The 20,147-nt window shown below is 68.4% G+C and carries 17 protein-coding genes; 14 read left to right on the top strand and 3 right to left on the bottom strand.

Annotation, left to right across the window (positions count from 1 at the left end; translation table 11 throughout):
• The first annotated feature begins 10 nt into the window (after positions 1-10).
• The 6 genes from HWX62_RS15650 (at position 11) to HWX62_RS15625 (ending at position 8,439) form a co-directional block, all read left to right on the top strand.
• Positions 11-1,216 (top strand): CaiB/BaiF CoA-transferase family protein, encoded by a 1,206-nt coding sequence (locus HWX62_RS15650; RefSeq protein ID WP_175927901.1) that lies wholly within the window; start codon positions 11-13, stop codon positions 1,214-1,216.
• 101 nt (positions 1,217-1,317) lie between these two features.
• Positions 1,318-1,623, top strand: a complete 306-nt coding sequence (locus tag HWX62_RS15645) for a DUF485 domain-containing protein (RefSeq protein WP_175927900.1) — start codon at positions 1,318-1,320, stop codon at positions 1,621-1,623.
• A gap of 11 nt (positions 1,624-1,634) precedes the next feature.
• Complete coding sequence (locus HWX62_RS15640) at positions 1,635-3,320, top strand: cation acetate symporter (protein WP_175927899.1); 1,686 nt, start codon at positions 1,635-1,637, stop codon at positions 3,318-3,320.
• 357 nt (positions 3,321-3,677) lie between these two features.
• Entirely contained in the window at positions 3,678-4,967 is a 1,290-nt protein-coding gene (locus HWX62_RS15635) for a dicarboxylate/amino acid:cation symporter (RefSeq protein ID WP_175927898.1), read from the top strand.
• A 4-nt stretch (positions 4,968-4,971) separates the two neighbouring features.
• Positions 4,972-6,981: an ATP-binding protein gene (locus HWX62_RS15630; protein WP_175927897.1), complete on the top strand. Its 2,010-nt coding sequence runs from the start codon at positions 4,972-4,974 to the stop codon at positions 6,979-6,981.
• Between the two features lie 105 nt (positions 6,982-7,086).
• A complete protein-coding gene (locus tag HWX62_RS15625) occupies positions 7,087-8,439 on the top strand; it encodes a sigma-54 dependent transcriptional regulator (protein WP_175928169.1) in 1,353 nt (450 codons plus the stop codon).
• A gap of 107 nt (positions 8,440-8,546) precedes the next feature.
• Here the strand turns inward: HWX62_RS15625 and HWX62_RS15620 are convergent, their stop codons facing one another.
• Positions 8,547-9,083, bottom strand: a complete 537-nt coding sequence (locus HWX62_RS15620; protein ID WP_175927896.1) for a TlpA disulfide reductase family protein — start codon at positions 9,081-9,083, stop codon at positions 8,547-8,549.
• A 156-nt stretch (positions 9,084-9,239) separates the two neighbouring features.
• On the opposite strand from HWX62_RS15620, the gene HWX62_RS15615 reads away from it, so the two are divergent.
• Entirely contained in the window at positions 9,240-9,812 is a 573-nt protein-coding gene (locus HWX62_RS15615) for a hypothetical protein (RefSeq protein ID WP_175927895.1), read from the top strand.
• A 335-nt stretch (positions 9,813-10,147) separates the two neighbouring features.
• Here HWX62_RS15615 and HWX62_RS15610 read toward each other — a convergent pair whose 3' ends face one another.
• Both HWX62_RS15610 and HWX62_RS15605 read right to left on the bottom strand, forming a co-directional pair.
• Positions 10,148-11,752 carry a YifB family Mg chelatase-like AAA ATPase gene (locus HWX62_RS15610; RefSeq protein WP_175927894.1) on the bottom strand — a complete coding sequence of 535 codons (1,605 nt, stop codon included), beginning with the start codon at positions 11,750-11,752 and terminating at the stop codon, positions 10,148-10,150.
• A gap of 323 nt (positions 11,753-12,075) precedes the next feature.
• Entirely contained in the window at positions 12,076-12,327 is a 252-nt protein-coding gene (locus tag HWX62_RS15605; protein ID WP_006489451.1) for an accessory factor UbiK family protein, read from the bottom strand.
• Positions 12,328-12,682: 355 nt separating this feature from the next.
• Here HWX62_RS15605 and HWX62_RS15600 point away from each other — a divergent pair, with 355 nt between their 5' ends.
• The 7 genes from HWX62_RS15600 to ptsP all read left to right on the top strand — a co-directional run bounded on the left by HWX62_RS15600 (position 12,683) and on the right by ptsP (position 20,097).
• Positions 12,683-13,021 (top strand): P-II family nitrogen regulator, encoded by a 339-nt coding sequence (locus tag HWX62_RS15600; RefSeq protein ID WP_006398175.1) that lies wholly within the window; start codon positions 12,683-12,685, stop codon positions 13,019-13,021.
• 37 nt (positions 13,022-13,058) lie between these two features.
• Complete coding sequence (locus tag HWX62_RS15595; RefSeq protein WP_175927893.1) at positions 13,059-14,561, top strand: ammonium transporter; 1,503 nt, start codon at positions 13,059-13,061, stop codon at positions 14,559-14,561.
• Positions 14,562-14,804: 243 nt separating this feature from the next.
• Positions 14,805-16,094, top strand: a complete 1,290-nt coding sequence (gshA, locus tag HWX62_RS15590; RefSeq protein WP_175927892.1) for a glutamate--cysteine ligase — start codon at positions 14,805-14,807, stop codon at positions 16,092-16,094.
• Between the two features lie 27 nt (positions 16,095-16,121).
• A complete protein-coding gene (gshB, locus tag HWX62_RS15585) occupies positions 16,122-17,078 on the top strand; it encodes a glutathione synthase (protein WP_175927891.1) in 957 nt (318 codons plus the stop codon).
• Between the two features lie 231 nt (positions 17,079-17,309).
• Positions 17,310-17,780, top strand: a complete 471-nt coding sequence (locus tag HWX62_RS15580; protein ID WP_175927890.1) for a PTS fructose transporter subunit IIA — start codon at positions 17,310-17,312, stop codon at positions 17,778-17,780.
• 73 nt (positions 17,781-17,853) lie between these two features.
• Positions 17,854-18,123 (top strand): HPr family phosphocarrier protein, encoded by a 270-nt coding sequence (locus HWX62_RS15575; RefSeq protein ID WP_006477716.1) that lies wholly within the window; start codon positions 17,854-17,856, stop codon positions 18,121-18,123.
• 201 nt (positions 18,124-18,324) lie between these two features.
• Complete coding sequence (gene ptsP, locus HWX62_RS15570) at positions 18,325-20,097, top strand: phosphoenolpyruvate--protein phosphotransferase (protein WP_175927889.1); 1,773 nt, start codon at positions 18,325-18,327, stop codon at positions 20,095-20,097.
• Positions 20,098-20,147 lie beyond the last annotated feature (50 nt).

Raw genomic sequence — 20,147 nt, 5'->3', positions numbered from 1 at the left:
GGAGACAGGAATGACGAACGATGCGCGCGCGTTGCCGCTGGCCGGCGTGAAGGTGCTCGATTTCTCGCGCGTGCTCGCGGGCCCGTGGTGCGGGATGGTGCTCGCCGATTTCGGCGCGGAAGTGATCAAGGTCGAGCATCCCGCGCGCGGCGACGATACGCGCGACTGGGGGCTGCGCATCGGCGACACCGAGACCACCTATTTCAACAGCGTGAACCGCAGCAAGCGGTCGATCTGCGTCGACCTGCAGACGGAAGCCGGGCAGCGCATTGCGCGCGAACTCGCCACGCAGGCCGACGTGCTGATCCACAACTTCAAGTGCGGCGGCGCGGAAAAGCTCGGTCTCGGCTACGACGCGCTGGCCGAACTGAACCCGCGCCTCGTGCACTGCGCGATCTCGGGCTACGACCGTTCGGGCCCGGAGGCCGCGCGGCCCGGCTACGACCTCGTCGTGCAGGGCGAGGCCGGGCTGATGGCGCTGAACGGCGAGGCCGGCCAGCCGCCGCTGAAGTTCGGCGTCGCGGCGGTCGACCTGTTCACCGGCATGTATTCGGCGCAGGCGATCCTCGCCGCGCTGTACGAGCGCCATGCGACGGGCCGCGGGCGGCGCATCGAGATGGCGCTGTTCGACTGCGGGCTGATGATCACCGCGTACTACGGGCTCGACGCGCTGCTGATGGGTGAGGACCCGCCGCGCTACGGCAACGCGCATCCGTCGATCGTGCCGTACGGCGTGTTCGACGCGGCCGACGGCCCGCTCGTGATCACGGTCGGCAACAACACGCAGTTCGCGCGCTTTTGCGACGCGATCGAGCGGCCCGATCTCGCGGCGGACGAACGCTACAGGACCAACCTCGGCCGCTCGGAGCATCGCGCCGACCTGCTGCCCGAGATTCGCCGGGAACTCGCGCGCCGCTCGCGTGCGACGCTGCTGGCCGCGCTCGCCGAGGCGGGCATTCCGTGCGGCGAAGTGCTCGGACTGCACGAAGCGCTGACGTCCGAGCGCGCGACCCGTGCCGGGCTCGTCACGCGGCAGCCGCATCCGGTCGCGGGCGGCGTCGACGTGCTCGCGCCACCGTACCGCTTCGACGGCGCGCGGCTGCCGGTGCGCGGCGCGCCGCCGGTGCTCGGTGCCGATACCGATGCGGTGCTCGGCGGCTGGCTCGGGCTGTCGGCGCAGGACGTCGCGCGGCTGCGGGCGGTTCGCATCGTGTAACGCGTTTCATGACGTGCCGCCGCGGCGCGGGCGGAGCAGTGGACGCGCGCCGACCATCCACAAGACATCCCTCGCCATGACGAGGAGGAAATGGAGACACCATGGAGCTTTCCGTCATCGAATCGGTCACGGCGCGCCGCGACTACCAGCAGCTCGTGCGGGCGCGGCGCCGCTTCAGCTTCACGCTCACCGCGCTGATGATCGCCACGTACTACGGCTTCATCCTGCTCGTCGCGCTCGCGCCGCACGTGCTCGCCGCGCCGCTGTACCGCGGCGCGACGACGACGGTCGGGATCGCCGCGGGCGTCGCGATCATCCTGATCGCGATCGGGCTGACCGCGTGCTACGTGCTGCGCGCGAATCGTGTGTTCGACCGTCGCGTCGACACGATCCTGCAACGTTCGTGACGGAGGCCCGCATGCGACGCATTTCGCCCGCGCTCGGCGCGCTGGCCGTTCTCGTTTCCTCCGCCGCCCATGCGACCGGCGTGGCCGGCCCGATGCCCGACAAGGTCGAGCTGAACCCGGTGGCGATCGCGATGTTCTTCGCGTTCGTGTTCGCGACGCTCGCGCTCACGCGCTGGGCCGCGCGCCGCACGCGCTCGACGCGCGACTTCTACACGGCCGGCGGCGGCATCACCGGGCTGCAGAACGGCCTCGCGATCGCGGGCGACTACATGTCGGCCGCGTCGTTCCTCGGGCTGTCCGGCATGGTGTTCATGTTCGGCTTCGACGGGCTGATCTACTCGATCGGCTTCCTGGTCGGCTGGCCGTTCGTGATGTTCCTGATCGCCGAACCGCTGCGCAACCTCGGCAAGTTCACGTTCGTCGACGTCGTCGCGTACCGCTTCGCGCAGCGGCCGATCCGGCTGCTGACCTCGGCGAACGCGCTGACGATCGTCGTGCTGTACCTCGTCGTGCAGATGGTCGGCGCGGGCAAGCTGATCCAGCTGCTGTTCGGGCTGTCGTACGGCACGGCCGAGCTGATCGTCGGCGTGCTGATGGTCGTCTACGTGTTCTTCGGCGGGATGACCGCGACCACCTGGGTGCAGGTGATCAAGGCCGTGCTGCTGCTCGCCGGCGCGACGCTGCTCGCGTTGCTCGCGCTCGGCGAGTTCGGCTTCAGCGTCGACGCGATGTTCCGCCGCGCGGTGGCCGTGCATCCGGGCGCGCTGTCGATCATGGGGCCCGGCAAGCTGATCCGCGACCCGGCCAACGCGCTGTCGCTCGGTATCGCGCTGATGTTCGGCACGGCCGGCTTCCCGCACATCCTGATGCGCTTCTTCACGGTGCCGAACGCGAAGGAGGCGCGCAAGTCGGTGCTCTACGCGACCGGCTTCATCGGCTACTTCTACCTGCTGACGTTCGTGATCGGCTTCTCGGCGATCGTGCTGCTCGCGCAGCATCCGGAATTCTTCCGGCTCGGCGCGAACGGCACGTTCAACCTCACGCACGACCTGCTCGGCGGCTCGAACATGGTCGCGGTGAAGCTCGCGCAGGCGGTCGGCGGCAACGGGTTCTACGGGTTCATCGCGGCCGTCACGTTCGCGACGATCCTCGCGGTGGTCGCGGGGCTGACGCTTGCCGGCGCGACGACGATCTCGCACGACCTGTACGCGCAGATGTGGGCGCGCGGCAAGCCGGACGAACGGCTCGAAATGCGCATTTCGCGCGCGGCGACGATCGGGCTGTCGGCCATCGCGATCGCGCTGTCGATCCTGTTCGAGCACGTGAACGTCGCGTTCATGGTCGGGCTCGTCGCGGCGGTGGCCGCGAGCGCGAATTTCCCGGTGCTCGCGATGTCGATCTTCTGGCGCGGGATGACCACGCGCGGCGCGGTGCTCGGCGGCGGCCTCGGCCTCATGTCGGCGGTCGCGCTCACGGTGCTGTCGAAGTCGGTGTGGGTCGACGTGCTGCACCACGCGCATGCGCCGGTGTTCCTCGACAACCCGGCGCTCGTGTCGGTGCCGCTCGCGTTCGTCGGGATCGTCGTCGGTTCGCTCGCGGATCGCGGCGAGCGCGCGCGCCGCGAGCGCGATGCGTTCGCGCGGCAGGAGTTCTATGCGCAGACGGGCCTGCTGGCCGGCGAGGCCGTGCGGCACTGATTCGTCTGATCAAAGCATCCATCCGTCCGGATCGCCGGACGGATGGTTTCCGGAAATCCGGAATCCCGGATTTCCTTGCCTGCCGCATTATGGGAAATACAATGAAAACAACGGCTTGAGGGGTTACGGAAACCTGGCATCGACCTTGCGATATAAAACGCACGGCCATCCCCCGGCCGAACTACTACAGCAAGCAAGGAGACAATCGATGACCAGCGCCTTCTCCCCCTGTCGAATGTTCTGAGGCATCGCTTGTTGCGGCACGGCAGCCGCGCGGGCGAATGTCTGCTCCCCTGAGGCATTCTCCTGCGCGCGTGACGCCGTTTCCACGGCTCATCCACTTCAGCAGGAACCATCGTGAAGAAGAAACCCTTCTACAAAGTGCTCTATGTGCAGGTGATCTTCGCCATCATCGTCGGCGTGATCCTCGGCCACTTCTACCCGTCGATCGCCACCGACATGAAACCGCTCGGCGACGGCTTCATCAAGCTGATCAAGATGGTGATCGGCCCGATCATCTTCTGTACGGTCGTCACCGGCATCGCCGGCATGGAGGACATGAAGAAGGTCGGCCGCGTCGGCGGCAAGGCGCTGCTGTACTTCGAGATCGTGTCGACCTTCGCGCTGCTGCTCGGCCTCGCGGCCACGCACCTGCTGCGTCCGGGCGTCGGCTTCAACATCGATCCGGCGACGCTCGACGGCAAGGCCGTCGCGTCGTACGCGGCGAAGGCGCACGGGCAGTCGACGGTCGACTTCCTGATGCACATCATCCCGAACACGATGGTCGATGCGTTCGCGCAGGGCGAAATCCTGCAGATCCTGCTGATCGCGCTGCTGTTCGGCAGCGTGCTCGCGCACCTCGGCGAGCGCGGCAAGGTCGTGACCGACTTCATCGACGGCCTGACGCGCGTGCTGTTCGGCATCGTGCACATCGTCACGAAGCTGGCGCCGATCGGCGCGTTCGGCGCGATGGCGTTCACGATCGGCAAGTACGGCGTCGGCTCGCTGGTGCCGCTGCTCAAGCTGATCGGCACGTTCTACCTGACGTCGGTCGTGTTCGTGCTGGTCGTGCTCGGCGCGATCGCGCGCTTCACCGGCTTCTCGATCATCCGCTTCGTGTCGTACATCAAGGAAGAGCTGCTGATCGTGCTCGGCACGAGCTCGTCGGAAGCCGCGCTGCCGCAGCTGATGGAAAAGCTCGAGAAGGCCGGCTGCTCGCGTTCGGTCGTCGGCCTCGTCGTGCCGACCGGCTACTCGTTCAACCTCGACGGCACCAACATCTACATGACGATGGCCGTGCTGTTCATCGCGCAGGCGACCAACATCGAGCTCACGTGGATGCAGCAGCTCACGCTGCTGGCCGTCGCGATGCTGACGTCGAAGGGCGCGAGCGGCGTGACCGGCGCGGGCTTCATCACGCTCGCCGCGACGCTGGCGGTGGTGCCGACGATCCCGCTGTCGGGCATGGTGCTGATCCTCGGCATCGACCGCTTCATGAGCGAATGCCGCGCGCTGACCAACATCGTCGGCAACGGCGTGGCGACCGTCGTCGTGTCGGCGTGGGAGAAGGAGCTCGACCGCAACAAGCTGCGCCAGGCAATGAAGGGCGGCAGCGAAGTCGCGCCGACCGAGACGGCCGGCGTCTGACGCGATGAACGAGCAGGCGGCGGCGCCGTCCGCCGGCCGTGCGGCCCGCGGCGGCCGGGGCATCGAGACGGAGGCCTATGACACAATAGGCGATCCGCATCGCCAGGAAGCCTCGACCGTGACGCGCCGCCTGCTCATCCTCGTCGTGCTTGCCGCCGCGCTCGTCGCGGCGTGCGCGCTCACGTGGACGATCACCTGGCAGCGCGGCGTCGCCGAGCTGCAGCGCAATGCCGCGGTGCGCGTCGAGCGCACCACCAACGCGCTCAAGAGCACGCTCGACCGCTACGAATCGCTGCCCTACCTGCTCGGCAGCCATCCGTACGTGCAGGAGCTGCTCGCCGAGCCGAAGCGGGGCGACTACACCGCCCGCGTCAACCGCTATCTCGAGGATCTCAACGAACACGCGCACGCGACCGTCACCTATGTGATCGGCGCGGACGGCCTGTGCGTCGCCGCCAGCAACTGGCGTGCGCCCGACAGCTTCGTCGGGATCGAATACCGTTTCCGCCCGTATTTCGTCGATGCGATGAACGGCCAGGTCGGCCGCTTCTTCGGGATCGGCACGATCTCGCGCGACCCCGGCTACTACATCTCGCAACCGGTGTGGCGCGACGGCAAGATCGCGGGCGTCGTCGTCGTGAAGCTCAACCTCGAATGGTTCCAGGGCGCCGACGCGTCCGAGCCGCTCGTCGTCGTGGACGATCACGGCGTCGTGTTCCTGTCGTCGGTGCCCGCATGGAAGTACCACACGCTGCGCCCGCTCACGGGGCCTGTGGCCGCATCGATCTACGAGACGCGCCAGTACGCGCAGCAACCGGTCACGCCGCTGCCGCTGCGCGTCGAGCAGACGCTCGGCGCCGATGCGGAGATCGTGCGCCTCGGCGCCGGCCGGCGCGCGCCGCGCTTTCTCGCCAGCAAGCGCCGCATCGGCGAGCCCGACTGGCTGCTCGTCACGCTCGCGCCGATCGCGCCGATCGATGCCGATGCGCGCAACGCGACGATCGTCACCGGCTTCGGCTTCGTGTCGGTCGCGCTGCTCGCGTTCTACTGGCGGATGCGCCGCGCCCGCGTGCGGGAAATGATCCGCGGCCGCGCGCTGCTGCAGCAAGCGTACGCGGAGCTGAACCGGCGCGTCGAGGAGCGTACGGCCGACCTGTCGGAGGCGAACGCGCAATTGCAGAAGGAAGTCGGCGACCGGATCCGCGCGGAGCAGGAGCTGCGCGCCGCGCACGACGAACTGATCCAGGCGAGCAAGCTCGCCGCGCTCGGCCAGATGGCGGCCGGCATCACGCATGAACTGAACCAGCCGCTCGCGGCGCTGCGCAGCTTCTCGGACAACACGCGCGTGCTGCTCGATCGCGGCGAGCAGGCTGCCGCGCGCGAGAATCTCGAGGCGATCGCCGCGCTCACCGAGCGGATGGGCAAGATCACCAACCAGTTGAAGCTGTTCGTCGGCCGCGCGAAGCCGCGCAACGAGCAGGCACTCGTCGTGCGCGCGCTGCGCAGCGTGCTGGCGCTGCTCGGCGAGCGCCTGCGCGGCGTCGCGCTGACGCTGACGTTGCAGGACGCGACCGTGTCGCCCGCGCACGACGCGCCGCTCGACCTGGCGCGCGACTATCCGGAACTCGTCGCGCGCTGCGAGGACCTGCGCCTCGAACAGGTGCTGATCAACCTGCTCGGCAACGCGCTCGACGCGGTGGCCGGCGTCGCGGCGCCGGCCATCGAGGTGACGATCGCGGTGTCGGCCGCGACGCTCGCGGTCGAGGTGCGCGACAACGGCCCCGGCATCGCGCCCGATCTGCTGCCGCGCCTGTTCGAGCCGTTCTTCACGACCAAGGAAATGGGGCGCGGGCTCGGGCTCGGCCTCGCGATCTCGTCGTCGATCGCGAGCGACGCGGGCGGCGCGCTGACCGCACGCAACGCGCCGTCGGGCGGCGCGCTGTTCGTCTTGACGCTGCGGCGCGCCCGCACGCATCATCCGGACTCCGTGTCCGAGCCGGCGGGCTCGCACTAGCGTATACAGGCCCGTCTGGGCCGCAGGCCCGGCCGGCGAACGGCCGGGATCAACGAGAGCCGCGCGCACCAGCGCCGCGCGGCCTGTCAGGAGCAAGTGACCAAGATGGCCAACCGGCTGCAAGTGATCTATATCGAAGACGATGCGCTCGTGCGCCGGGCGAGCGTGCAGAGCCTTCAGCTCGCGGGCTTCGACGTCGCGGGCTTCGAGTCGGCCGAGGCGGCCGAGAAGGCGATCGTCGCGGATACCGCCGGCGCGATCGTCAGCGACATCCGGCTGCCCGGCGCGAGCGGGCTCGACGTGCTCGCGCAGTGCCGCGAGCGCGTGCCCGACGTGCCGGTGATCCTCGTCACCGGGCACGGCGACATCTCGATGGCCGTGCAGGCGATGCGCGACGGCGCGTACGACTTCATCGAAAAGCCATTCGCGGCCGAGCGCCTGATCGAGACGGTGCGCCGCGCGCTCGAGCGCCGCGAGCTCGTGCTCGAGAACCACGCGCTGCGGCGCGAGCTGGCCGGGCAGAACGTGGTCGCGCCGCGCATCATCGGCCGCAGCCCGGCGATCGAGCAGGTGCGCAAGCTGATCGCGAACGTCGCGCCGACCGACGCGTCGGTGCTGATCAACGGCGACACGGGCGCCGGCAAGGAGCTGATCGCGCGCAGCCTGCACGAGCTGTCGCCGCGCCGCGACAAGCCGTTCATCGCGGTCAATTGCGGCGCGCTGCCCGAGCCGATGTTCGAGTCGGAGATGTTCGGCTACGAGCCCGGTGCGTTCACCGGCGCGGCGAAGCGGCGCGTCGGCAAGCTCGAATACGCGTCCGGCGGCACGCTGTTCCTCGACGAAATCGAAAGCATGCCGCTCGCGCTGCAGGTGAAGCTCTTGCGCGTGCTGCAGGACGGCGTGCTGGAGCGGCTCGGCTCGAACCAGCCGATCCGCGTGAACTGCCGCGTGGTCGCGGCCGCGAAGGGCGACATGAGCGAGCTCGTCGCGGCCGGCACGTTCCGGCGCGACCTGCTGTACCGGCTCAACGTCGTGACGATCGCGCTGCCGCCGCTCGCCGAGCGCCGCGAGGACATCGTGCCGCTGTTCGAGCACTTCGTGCTCGACGCGGCCGTGCGCTACGGGCGGCCCGCGCCGGTGCTGACCGACCGGCAGCGCGCGAGCCTGATGCAGCGCGACTGGCCGGGCAACGTGCGCGAGCTGCGCAACGCGGCCGACCGCTTCGTGCTCGGCGTGGCCGACATGCCGCAGGAAACGGGCGCGGGCGCCGACGCGGACAACGACCAGACGCTGAAGGAGCGCATCGAGCAGTTCGAGCGCGCGGTGATCGCCGAGGCGCTGAACCAGACGGGCGGCGCGGTCGCCGCGACGGCCGACCGGCTGCATGTCGGCAAGGCGACGCTGTACGAGAAGATGAAGCGCTACGGGCTGTCGGCGAAAGGCGACACCGAGCGCTGAAAAGCAAACGGACCGCGGAACCGGGTTGCCCGGTCATGCGGTCCGTTTTTTGCCGGCAGCGCGCGATGCGCGCCCGTCGAGCCGGATCTGGCGATGCCTGGCGGCGCTCAGGCCGCGTTGCCGTCGAGCGCTTTCTTGAGCAGCGCGTCGAGTTCCGCGAACTGCGGCGCGCCGACGTAGCGCTTCAGGATCTTGCCGTCCTTGTCGACGACGAAGGTCGTCGGCGTGAGCTGCACGTTGCCGAACTGCTTCGCGACGCTGCCGTCGTCGAGCGCCACCTTGAACGGCAACTGGCGCGTCTGCGCGTAGTTCGCGACGTACATCGGCGGGTCGTAGTTCATCGCGACCGCGACGAATTCCAGCCCCTGGCCCTTGAAGCGATTGTAGGTATCGACCATCTGCGGCATTTCCTGCATGCAGGTCGCGCAGCTCGTCGCCCAGAAGTTCACGAGATAGACCTTGCCCTTCAGGTCGCCGGCGGTCGAGACCTTCTGGCCCGACAGCAGCGTGAAGGTCGCGTCCGGCACGCTGGACTTGCCGTTGAACGCGAAAAAGCCGGCGACGGCGATCGCCGCGACGACGGCGGCCGCGGCGAGATAGCGGACGGGGCCGGTACTGCGGCGGGCGGGAGGCGTGGTGTTCATCTGGTGCTCTCGGAGTCGATGACGCGGATCGACGCAAAGGACGTCGAAATTCGGCGCTCATTTTAGCGCGAATGCGGCGCGCGCACCGGCGGCGGCCGCGCATCCCGGGTTTCCGGTTCGGCGGATAATGGTCGCTTTGCCTGCCGCGATCCCGCCATGCCGAAGGAAGTCATCGATTCGTTGCGCCCCCTTTTTCGCCCGCTGCGACACTTCGCCGCGCTGGCCTGCCTGAGCGCCGCGCTGGCCGCGTGCTCGCCGTCGTACGACTGGCGCACGCTGCACAACGACGCCGGCTACACGATCGACCTGCCGGCGAAGCCGACCGTCGAGGAGCAGCCGGTGGTGCTCGGCGCGACGTCGATGCCGATGCGGATGCAGGCCGCGCACGTCGACGGCGCGGTATTCGCGGTCGGCACGCTGACGCTGCCGGACGAGCGCGACGATACGCGCCGCGCGGCGCTCGAATTCCTGCGCGCGGGGCTGTCGCGCAACCTCGAAGGCGCGCCGCGGACGGCGTCGGTGCCCGTGCCGCTCGCCGCCGGCGGCGCGGTGAACGGGCTCGAACTGCGCATCGCGGGCGCCGCCGCCGGCGGCGACCGGGCGCGCAAGACGATCGTCGCACGGCTCGCCGCGCGCGGCCGGCACGCGTACCAGGCCGTCGTGATCGCCGACGGGCCGCTCGCGCAGGAGCAGCTCGACCAGTTTTTCGGCTCGTTCAAACTCGATTGACGGCGGCCGGCGAGGGCGCTCGGACACGCCGCGACAACTGAAAGTTCATTCGCAGCTTTCGATGCTAATCGCCGGATTTTGCGGAGGTTTTTCGGCTATCCACAGCGCATGTGGATAACTTTGTTGAAAAGTAGCCGGGATTTCCCGCAAAGCCGCGCCGGACGGCCTTCCGGGCCGTTTGGCCGCCCGTTCGCCGTTTGAGAAAAATCAATTAAAACAACGGGATACGAATTCCGTCCGGCAAAGGCCGCGGCGAGCCGCGATCCGGGGCCGGATTCGCGGAATTGTGTATAAGTCAAGTCTTGACAGCCTGATTTTGTCCCTCCAAGGGGCGCTCACAGCGCCGTGAGCGCGCGCCGGTAGCGAATCGCCTCGGCGATCTGCGCGGCCGTCGGCAGCGGGTCGCCGGCCAGGTCGGCGATCGTTCGCGCCACTTTCAGCACGCGGAAATACGCGCGCGCCGACCAGCCGAAGCGCTCGCCGGCCTCGCGCAGCAACCGTTCGCCTTCGTCGGTCGGCCGGCACAGGTCGTCGGTTTCGCGGCCGCTCAGCATGTGATTCGTCTTGCCCTGCCGATCGAGCTGCAGCGCCCGCGCTTGCGCGACCCGGGCGGCGACCGCCGCGCTCGGCTCGCCGGGCGCCGTCGCGCGGGTCGCGAGTTCGGCCGGCGACAGCGCGGGCAGGTCGATCTGGATGTCGATGCGGTCGAGCAGCGGCCCCGACAGCTTGCGCAGATAGCGCGCGGCCACGTCCGGCGAGCAGCGGCAGCGCCCGGACGGATCGCCGTGCCAGCCGCACGGGCACGGGTTCATCGCGGCGATCAGCTGGCACGCGGCGGGGAAGTCGGCCTGCTGGGCCGCGCGCGAGATCGTGATGCGGCCGGCTTCGAGCGGCTCGCGCAGCATCTCCAGCACGTGCCGGTCGAATTCCGGCAGTTCGTCGAGAAACAGCACGCCGAGGTGCGCGAGCGTGATCTCGCCCGGCTGCGGCGGATTGCGGCCGCCGACCAGCGCGGCCGCGCTCGACGAGTGATGCGGCGCGCGGAACGGCCGGCGGCGCCACTGCGCGGGCGAGAAGCCGAGCCGGCTCGCGGACAGCAGCGCGGCCGAGGTCAGCGCCTCGTCGTCGGTCAGCGGCGGCAGGAGCCCGGCGAGGCGCGCCGCCAGCATCGACTTGCCGGCCCCGGGCGGCCCGACCATCAGCATGTGATGGCCGCCCGCGGCCGCGACTTCCAGCGCGCGTCGGGCGCCGCGCTGGCCGACGACGTCCGCGAGGTCGGGCGCGGCCGGCGCCGGCAGGCCGTCGAGGCAGGGCGCCGCGACCGGCGTGAGCCGGCCGTCCGGTGCATCGGTCAGGTGCGCGCAGAGCGCCGGCAGGTCGCGTGCACCGAATACGGTCACGCCCGGCACGAGCGCGGCCTCGGCGGCGCTGTCGAGCGGCAGGTACAGCTCGGGCGGACGCGATGTCGCGGTGCAATCGCGCAGGGCGCCGGCATCCAGGCCCGGGCCGCCGGCGAGGCCCGCGCCGGATTCCTCCGCACGCCGGTCCCGCGCGGCGCCGCACGCCATCGCGAACGCGCCGCGCATCGGCCGCAGCGCGCCCGTCAGCGACAACTCGCCCGCGAATTCGCGGCCGGCCAGCGCGTCGGCCGGAATCTGGCCGTTCGCGGCGAGGATGCCGAGCGCGATCGGCAGGTCGAAGCGGCCCGATTCCTTCGGCAGGTCGGCTGGCGCGAGGTTGACGGTGATGCGGCGCACCGGAAATTCGAAGCCGCAGTTCTGCAGCGCGGCGCGCACGCGCTCGCGGCTTTCGCGGACTTCGAGATCGGGCAGCCCGACGATCGAGAACGACGGCAACCCGTTGGCGAGATGGACTTCGACGGTGACGTCCGGCGCGCGGCCGGAGGCGGGCGCGCGACTGCGCACCACGGCGAGCGACATGGCGAGGCTCCTGTAAGCAGGCGGACGACGGCCGTTCGGGGCCGCATGCCGCGGGAATCGGAGGAATCGGGTGCGCGCTTGCCGGCGTGGCGCGGGGAAAGAACGAGGTGCTGCGGAACGACGAACTGCGAAGAGCGATGGACTGCGAAGAGCGACGAACTGCGAAGAGCGACGAACTGCGAAGAGCGACGAACTGCGAAGAGCGGAGGGTGCTGCGAAGAACGATGTACGACGGACGACGAAGCGTGACGCAACGGTACCGGGGGGGCGGGCGCGGACCGCGCGAGGCGGCCCGCGCCCGGACCTTGCGGCCGGATGCGGCGTCAGGCCTGCGGGGCGGCGAGCTTCTGCTCGAGTTCCGCGACGCGCTTTTCGAGTTCCTCAAGGCGCACACGGGTGCGGGCGAGCACCTGGGCCTGGGTGTCGAATTCCTCGCGGGTGACGAGATCGAGCTTCGAGAAGCCCTGCGACAGCATGGCCTTCACGTTGCGCTCGACGTCCTTGGCCGGCGAGTTTTTCAGCAAATCGCTGACACGCGACTGCAGATCGTTGAAAACGTCGCTGGGTTGCTTCATGTGATTCCCCTTCCTTGCACAAAAAATGTGCATCTTCAGTTGCGTACGTGCCCATGATGCACGCATGACCGGAAATGGTGCGCGCGGGGCGCGAATTCCGGGCACGGCGCCCGCATGGGTGAATGGCCCGGCGATCCGGGACGTGCGTGCACTCTAGCAACGATCCTTTCGCCGCGCCAGCAAACCGGCCCATGTTGGCCATTCGGCCGGGCTTTTGCGCCTTACACGGCGGGATACGACCCCGTTCCGGAGCCCTTCGAGACGGTGTTCGGGCCAACATGGCATGCGAGTTGCTGAGAAGAGTCCGTTACAACATTCCAACTCATCCGACGGGACAACCCAGCGAGAGGACTTCATGAAACTCATTACCGCAATCATCAAGCCGTTCAAGCTCGATGAGACGCGCGAGGCGCTGTCGGCGCTTGGCGTCTCGGGCATCACGGTGACGGAGGTGAAAGGGTTCGGGCGCCAGAAGGGGCACACCGAGCTGTACCGCGGCGCCGAATACGTGGTCGATTTCCTGCCGAAGATGAAGATCGAGGCGGCCGTGTCCGACGATCTCGTCGACCAGGCGGTGGAAGCGATCGAGCGGGCCGCGCGCACGGGCAAGATCGGCGACGGCAAGATCTTCGTCACGCCGATCGAACAGGTGATCCGGATTCGCACCGGGGAGACGGGCGCGGACGCGCTCTAACAGAACAGACAAGACAAGCGACAAGAGGAAACCCAAGATGCGCAAACTTCTGATGTCCCTGCTGATGGCCGGCTCGCTGATCGCGGCCGGCGTCGGCTCCGCGCTCGCCGACGACGCGGCGTCCGCCACCGCGGCTGCTTCCGCGCCCGCCGCCACGGCGTCCGACGCATCGGCCGCCGCCGCTCCGGCCGCCTCGGCGCCCGCTGCGGACGCATCCGCCGCCGCACCGGCTTCGGGCGCGGCCGACGCATCGGCTGCCGCCGCCGCGTCCGCGCCGGCCGCACCGGCCGCGCCGACGGCCCCGTTCTCGGTCGATTCGTCGAAGATCAGCGCGGGCGACACCGCGTGGATGCTGACGTCGACCGCGCTCGTGCTGTTCATGACGATCCCCGGCCTCGCGCTGTTCTACGCGGGCATGGTCCGCAAGAAGAACGTGCTCGCCACCGTGATGCAGAGCTTCGCGATCACCGCGGTGATCACGGTGCTGTGGACGGTGGTCGGCTACAGCCTCGCGTTCACGCCGGGCAACGGCTTCATCGGCGGCCTGTCGCGCGTGTTCCTGCACGGCATGAACTACATCAAGGGCGACAAGGCGACCACGCTGACCGTCAGCCACCTCGCGACGACGATTCCCGAGTCGGTCTACTTCGTCTACCAGATGACGTTCGCGATCATCACGCCGGCGCTGATCTGCGGCGCGTTCGCCGACCGGATGAAATTCTCGGCGATGCTCGTGTTCATGACGCTCTGGTCGCTGATCGTCTACGTGCCGATCGCGCACATGGTGTGGGAGCCGACCGGCTGGCTGTCGGCGGACGGCGTGCTCGACTTCGCGGGCGGCACGGTGGTGCACATCAACGCCGGTATCGCGGGCCTCGTGTCGTGCCTCGTGCTCGGCAAGCGCGTCGGCTACGGCCGTGAATCGATGGCGCCGCACAACCTGGTGCTGACGATGATCGGCGGCTCGATGCTGTGGGTCGGCTGGTTCGGTTTCAACGCGGGTTCCGCGGTCGCGGCCGACGGCCGTGCCGGCTTCGCGATGCTGACGACGCAAGTCGCGACGGCGTGCGCGGCGCTCGGCTGGATGTTCGCCGAGTGGATCGCGAAGGGCAAGCCGTCGGTGCTCGGTATCGTGTCGGGCGCGGTCGCGGGTCTCGTGGCGATCACGCCGGCAGCCGGCTTCGTCGGCGTGGCGGGCGCACTGGTGATCGGCATCGCGGCAGGCGTGATCTGCTTCTGGTCGGCGACGTGGCTCAAGTCGAAGCTCGGCTACGACGATTCGCTGGATGCGTTCGGCGTGCACGGCGTGGGCGGGATTCTCGGCGCGCTGCTGACCGGCGTGTTCGCGGTCAAGGACATCGGCGGCGCCGACGGCAGCCTGCTGCTGCAGGCCAAGGGCGTGCTGATCACGCTGGTCTACAGCGGCGTGCTGAGCTTCGTGCTGCTGAAGCTGATCGACCTGACGATCGGCCTGCGCGTGACCGAAGAGGAAGAGCGCGAAGGTCTCGACGTGATCCTGCACGGCGAGCACGTGGAATAAGTCACACGAATCAACGGCGGGCCGCCGCGACGACGGCGCCCGCCCCGAATGAGCGCAGCGACTTCGGCCCGCCTACCCGGCGGGCTTTTTTTCTCCAGCCGCGTGCTGCCGGAGCGGATAACCCTTCACGCTATCAGGTCAATAGCCGAAAACTTCCTCCATATCCTTGTGAAGCCGGGAACAATCCCCAAATGGGCAAGGCAATTGCTCTACAATCTTCATTCTCCCGCTCGCGAGTGATTCATGGTTCCCCACCTCGTTACCGCGTTGAACGGTCCGCTGCTCGAACTCGAGCAGAAGATCCTCGACGCGACGCCTGCGATCGAACGCTGGTTCAGGCTCGAATGGCAGGAACACACCCCGCCGTTCTATTGTTCGGTGGACCTGCGCAATGCCGGCTTCAAGCTCGCGCCCGTCGATGCGAACCTGTTTCCCGGCGCATTCAACAATCTGCCGTCCGAAGTGCTGCCGCTCGCCGTGCAGGCCGCGATGGCCGCGATCGAGAAGATCTGCCCGGACGCGAAGAATCTGCTCGTGATTCCCGAGCTGCCGACCCGCAACGCGTTCTACCTGGAAAACGTCGCGCGCCTCGCGACGATCATGCGCCAGGCCGGCCTGAACGTGCGCTTCGGCTCGCTCGACCCGAGCATCACCGACATGACGCCGATCACGCTGGCCGACGGCCAGAAGATCGTGCTCGAACCGCTCGAGCGTTCGCAGCGCCGCCTCGGCCTGAAGAATTTCGATCCGTGCTCGATCCTGCTGAACAACGATCTGTCGGCCGGCATCCCGGCCGTGCTGGAAAACCTGCACGAGCAATACCTGCTGCCGCCGCTGCACGCGGGCTGGGCCGTGCGCCGCAAGTCGACGCACTTTTCCTGCTACGACGACGTCGCGAAGAAGTTCGCGAAGATGGTCGGCGTCGATCCGTGGATGGTGAATCCGTATTTCGCGCATGTGGAAGGGGTCGACTGGCAGGCGCATGAAGGCGAGCAGGCGCTCGCCGACGCGATCGACGGCGTGCTGAAGAAGATCGCGCGCAAGTATCGCGAATACGGGATCAGCGAGAAGCCGTACGTCGTCGTGAAGGCCGACGCGGGCACCGCGGGCCGTGGCGTGATGACCGTGCACGACGCGGCCGAGATCGGCCGCATGACGAAGGCCGAGCGCGTGCAGATGGCCGAATCGAAGGCCGGCCTCGCGGTGCGCGACGTGATCGTGCAGGAAGGCGTCTACACGTTCGAGCGCGTCGGCGACGAAGTGGCCGAGCCGGTCGTGTACATGATCGACCGCTACGTGGTCGGCGGCTTCTACCGCACGCACGGCGGCCGCGAGCGCGACCAGAACCTGAACGCGCCCGGCATGCACTACGTGCCGCTCGGCTTCGAGCACACCGCGCTGCCGGACGCCGGCGCGAAGCCGGGCGCCGCGCCGCCGAACCGTTTCTACATGTACGGCGTCGTCGCGCGGCTGTCGCTGATCGCGTCGTCGATCGAACTGGAAAAGACCGATCCCGAAGCCATCCAGGTGTAACGGACCTTCGCTACGTACAGGACCCGCATGGACATTCTTTTTATCGCCGACCCGCTCGAGCATTTCAAGATCTACAAGGATTCGACCTACGCGATGATGGCGGAGGCCGCCCGGCGCGGGCATGCGGTGTACGCGTGCGAGCCGCGCCACCTCGCGTGGACGGGCTCGGCCGTCGAGGCCGACGTGCGGCGCATCGCGTTCGTCGGCGAACTGGACGACCTGCATCGCGACACCTGGTTCGACGCGGGCCCGGTCGACGCGCGCCGTCTCGAATCGTTCGGCGCGGTGCTGATGCGCAAGGATCCGCCGTTCGACATGGAATACGTGACGTCGACGTGGCTGCTCGAGCTCGCCGAGCGCGCGGGGGCGCGCGTGTTCAACAAGGCGCAGGCGATCCGCGATCATTCGGAGAAGCTCGCGATCGGCGAGTTTCCGCAATTCGTTGCGCCGACGCTCGTCACGCGCGACGCGAAACGGTTGCGCGCGTTCCACGCCGAGCACGGCGACGTGATCCTGAAGCCGCTCGACGGCATGGGCGGGATGGGTGTGTTCCGCGTGAAGCCGGACGGCATGAACCTCGGTTCGATCGTCGAGATGCTGAGCCACGACGGCACGCGCTCGGTGATGGCGCAGAAGTTCATCCCCGAGATCAAGGCCGGCGACAAGCGCATCCTGCTGATCGGCGGCCAGCCGGTGCCGTATTCGCTCGCGCGGATTCCGCAGGGCAGCGAGGTGCGCGGCAATCTCGCCGCGGGCGGGCTCGGCGTCGCGCAGCCGCTCACGCCGCGCGATCGCGAGATCGCCGACACGCTCGGGCCCGTGCTGGCGTCGCGCGGGCTGCTGCTGGTCGGCCTCGACGCGATCGGCGACTGGCTGACCGAGGTGAACGTCACGAGCCCGACGTGCTTTCGCGAGATCATGGAGCAGACGGGCTTCGACGTCGCCGCGATGTTCATCGACGCGCTCGAGCGGGCGGCCGCGTAGGCCGCCGCTCGCGCAACCCCGGCGGCGGCCGCGCAGGTCCCCCGTCGCCGGAGCAGCTTGACCGGCCTGCTACAATGCCCGCTTGCCCGGTGCCGCGATCGGCGCACCGAAGGCCCGGCGGTCGGGCCGACACTGTTGCAAGGCTGAACATGAAACGTTCCCCACACTCGCTACGCTCATTGCCCCGCCGCGGGGTATCGGTCCGCCAGGGGCGGCCGGGAGCGAACTGACATGGCCGGAATCCTGATCATCGCGCACGCTCCGCTCGCCACCGCGCTGCGGGACTGCATCGCGCACATCTACGGCGGTGTGCCCGCCCGCATCGGCTGTATCGACGTGATGGCGGACAGCGATCCCGCCCAGGTGATGGCGTTTGCGCACTCGGAACTCGCGCGGCTCCGGGAAGACAACGGCGTGGTCGTGCTGACCGACATGTACGGCGCGACGCCCGCGAACATCGCGGGCCAGCTCGCGAAGCTCGACAACGTGCGCGTGCTGGCGGGCGTGAACCTGCCGATGCTCGTGCGGGCCGTTTGCTACCGCACCGTGCCGCTCGACAAGCTGGTCGACAAGGCGCTGTCCGGCGGCGCGAAGGGCGTTCACGAGGTATCGGCCGGCACGCCGCCGCCGCCGTCGGAAACCGGCTGCGGCCAGTGCGCGCCGATTCCGCCCGAACCGCAACCGCGCACCGAATCGCACTGAGCTGCCGTTTTCCGTTTTAGACCGACCCGCCGACGCGCGCCGCCGGCGGTCCCGACCGACCCGACCGAGAATCATGCTTCAACAAGAAACCACCATCGTCAATAAATTGGGGCTCCATGCGCGCGCATCGGCCAAGCTTACGCAACTGGCCGGCAACTTCCAGTCGGAAGTCTGGATGACACGCAACGGGCGCAAGATCAACGCGAAGAGCATCATGGGCGTGATGATGCTGGCGGCCGGCATCGGCAGCACCGTGACGATCGAGACCGAAGGGCCCGACGAGCGCGAAGCGATGGACGCGCTGCTGAAGCTGATCGCCGACAAGTTCGGCGAAGGCCAGTGATCGCCGCGCGGAATCGTTGCCGTTTCCAGTCAGAATGCCGCGGATGTCGCGGCATTTTTTTCGTCGGAAGCATTGATGCGAAATGCGCAATGCTGCGCTGCATGCAGTCAGCAGGGAGTCGCGGAATTTATAATCGCTAACCGGGGTCATAAGCGCATCGCAGCAGTGTGCCGCGGCTTTACTTGTACAGAGGAGGTGCGCGTGTCCTTCACGCTGCATGGCATTCCCGTCTCACGAGGTATCGCGATCGGGCGAGCGTATCTGATCGCGCCGGCGGCGCTCGACGTCGCCCATTACCTGATCGAGGCCCACCAGATCGATGCCGAAGTGGAGCGATTCCACACGGCGCTCGACGTCGTGCGTCGCGAGCTCGAAGCGCTGCGCGCCGACCTGACCGACGATACCCCGAGCGAAGTCGGCGCATTCATCGACGTCCACACGATGATCCTGAGCGACGAGATGCTCGTGCAGGAAACCATCGACCTGATCCGCACGCGCCGCTACAACGTCGAATGGGCGCTGACCGAGCAACTCGAACTGCTGACGCGCCATTTCGACGACATCGAGGACGAATACCTGCGCGAGCGCAAGGCCGACATCGAGCAGGTGGTCGAGCGCGTGCTGAAGGCGCTCGCCGGGGCGCCGTCCGCGTCGCAGGCGCTCGATGGCGCGGCCAGGAATGGCACGAACGAGATGATTGTCGTCGCGCACGACATCGCGCCGGCCGACATGATGCAGTTCAAGACGCAGTCGTTCCAGGCGTTCGTCACCGATCTCGGCGGGCGCACGTCGCACACGGCGATCGTCGCGCGCAGCCTCGGCATTCCGGCCGCGGTCGGCGTCCAGCATGCGAGTTCGCTGATCCGCCAGGACGACCTGATCATCGTCGACGGCGACCAGGGCATCGTGATCGTCGATCCGGCGCCGATCGTCCTCGAGGAATATTCGTACCGCCAGTCCGAGAAACTGCTGGAGCAACGCAAGCTGCAGCGCTTGAAGTTCTCGCCGACGCAAACGTTGTGCGGCACGAAGATCGACCTGTACGCGAACATCGAGCTGCCCGACGACGCGAAGGCGGCCGTCGAAGCCGGCGCGGTCGGCGTCGGCCTGTTCCGTTCCGAGTTCCTGTTCATGCATCAGAAGGAGATGCCGGAAGAGGAGGAGCAGTTCGCCGCGTACAAGCGGGCCGTCGAGTGGATGAAGGGCATGCCGGTGACGATCCGCACGATCGACGTCGGCGCCGACAAGCCGCTCGAGGCGCTCGACGAAGGCTACGAAACGGCGCCGAACCCGGCGCTCGGGCTGCGCGCGATCCGCTGGAGCCTGTCCGAGCCGCAGATGTTCCTCACGCAGTTGCGCGCGATCCTGCGCGCATCCGCGTTCGGCCAGGTGAAGATCCTGATCCCGATGCTCGCGCACGCGCAGGAGATCGACCAGACGCTCGACCTGATCCGCGAGGCGAAGCGCCAGCTCGACGACGCGGGGCTCGCGTACGATCCGAACGTGCGGCTCGGCGCGATGATCGAGATTCCGGCCGCGGCGATCGCGCTGCCGCTGTTCCTGAAGCGCTTCGATTTCCTGTCGATCGGCACGAACGACCTGATCCAGTACACGCTCGCGATCGATCGCGCCGACAACGCGGTCGCGCACCTGTACGACCCGCTGCATCCGGCCGTGTTGCACCTGATCGCGTACACGCTGCGCGAAGCGAAGCGCGCGGGCGTATCGGTGTCGGTATGCGGGGAGATGGCGGGCGACCCGGCGCTCACGCGCCTGTTGCTCGGGATGGGGCTCACCGAGTTCTCGATGCACCCGAGCCAGTTGCTCGTCGTGAAGCAGGAGATCCTGCGCGCGCACCTGAAGGCGCTCGAAAAGCCGACGGCCGACGTGCTGGCCGCGTTCGAGCCCGAAGAAGTGCAGGCGGCGCTGCAGCGGCTGGCGGTTGCCGAGCCGCGGGCGGACGCGGCCGCTTAAGCGTTTTCGCCGCCGCTCACTCTATGTAGCGAAGTGTCACGCATGCGCGA

The sequence above is a fragment of the Burkholderia sp. BCC0506 genome, assembly GCF_902833145.1.
Lineage (GTDB): Bacteria > Pseudomonadota > Gammaproteobacteria > Burkholderiales > Burkholderiaceae > Burkholderia.
Note: the sequence above shows the minus strand (reverse complement) of the source record. Positions and strands in the feature narration are given on the sequence as shown.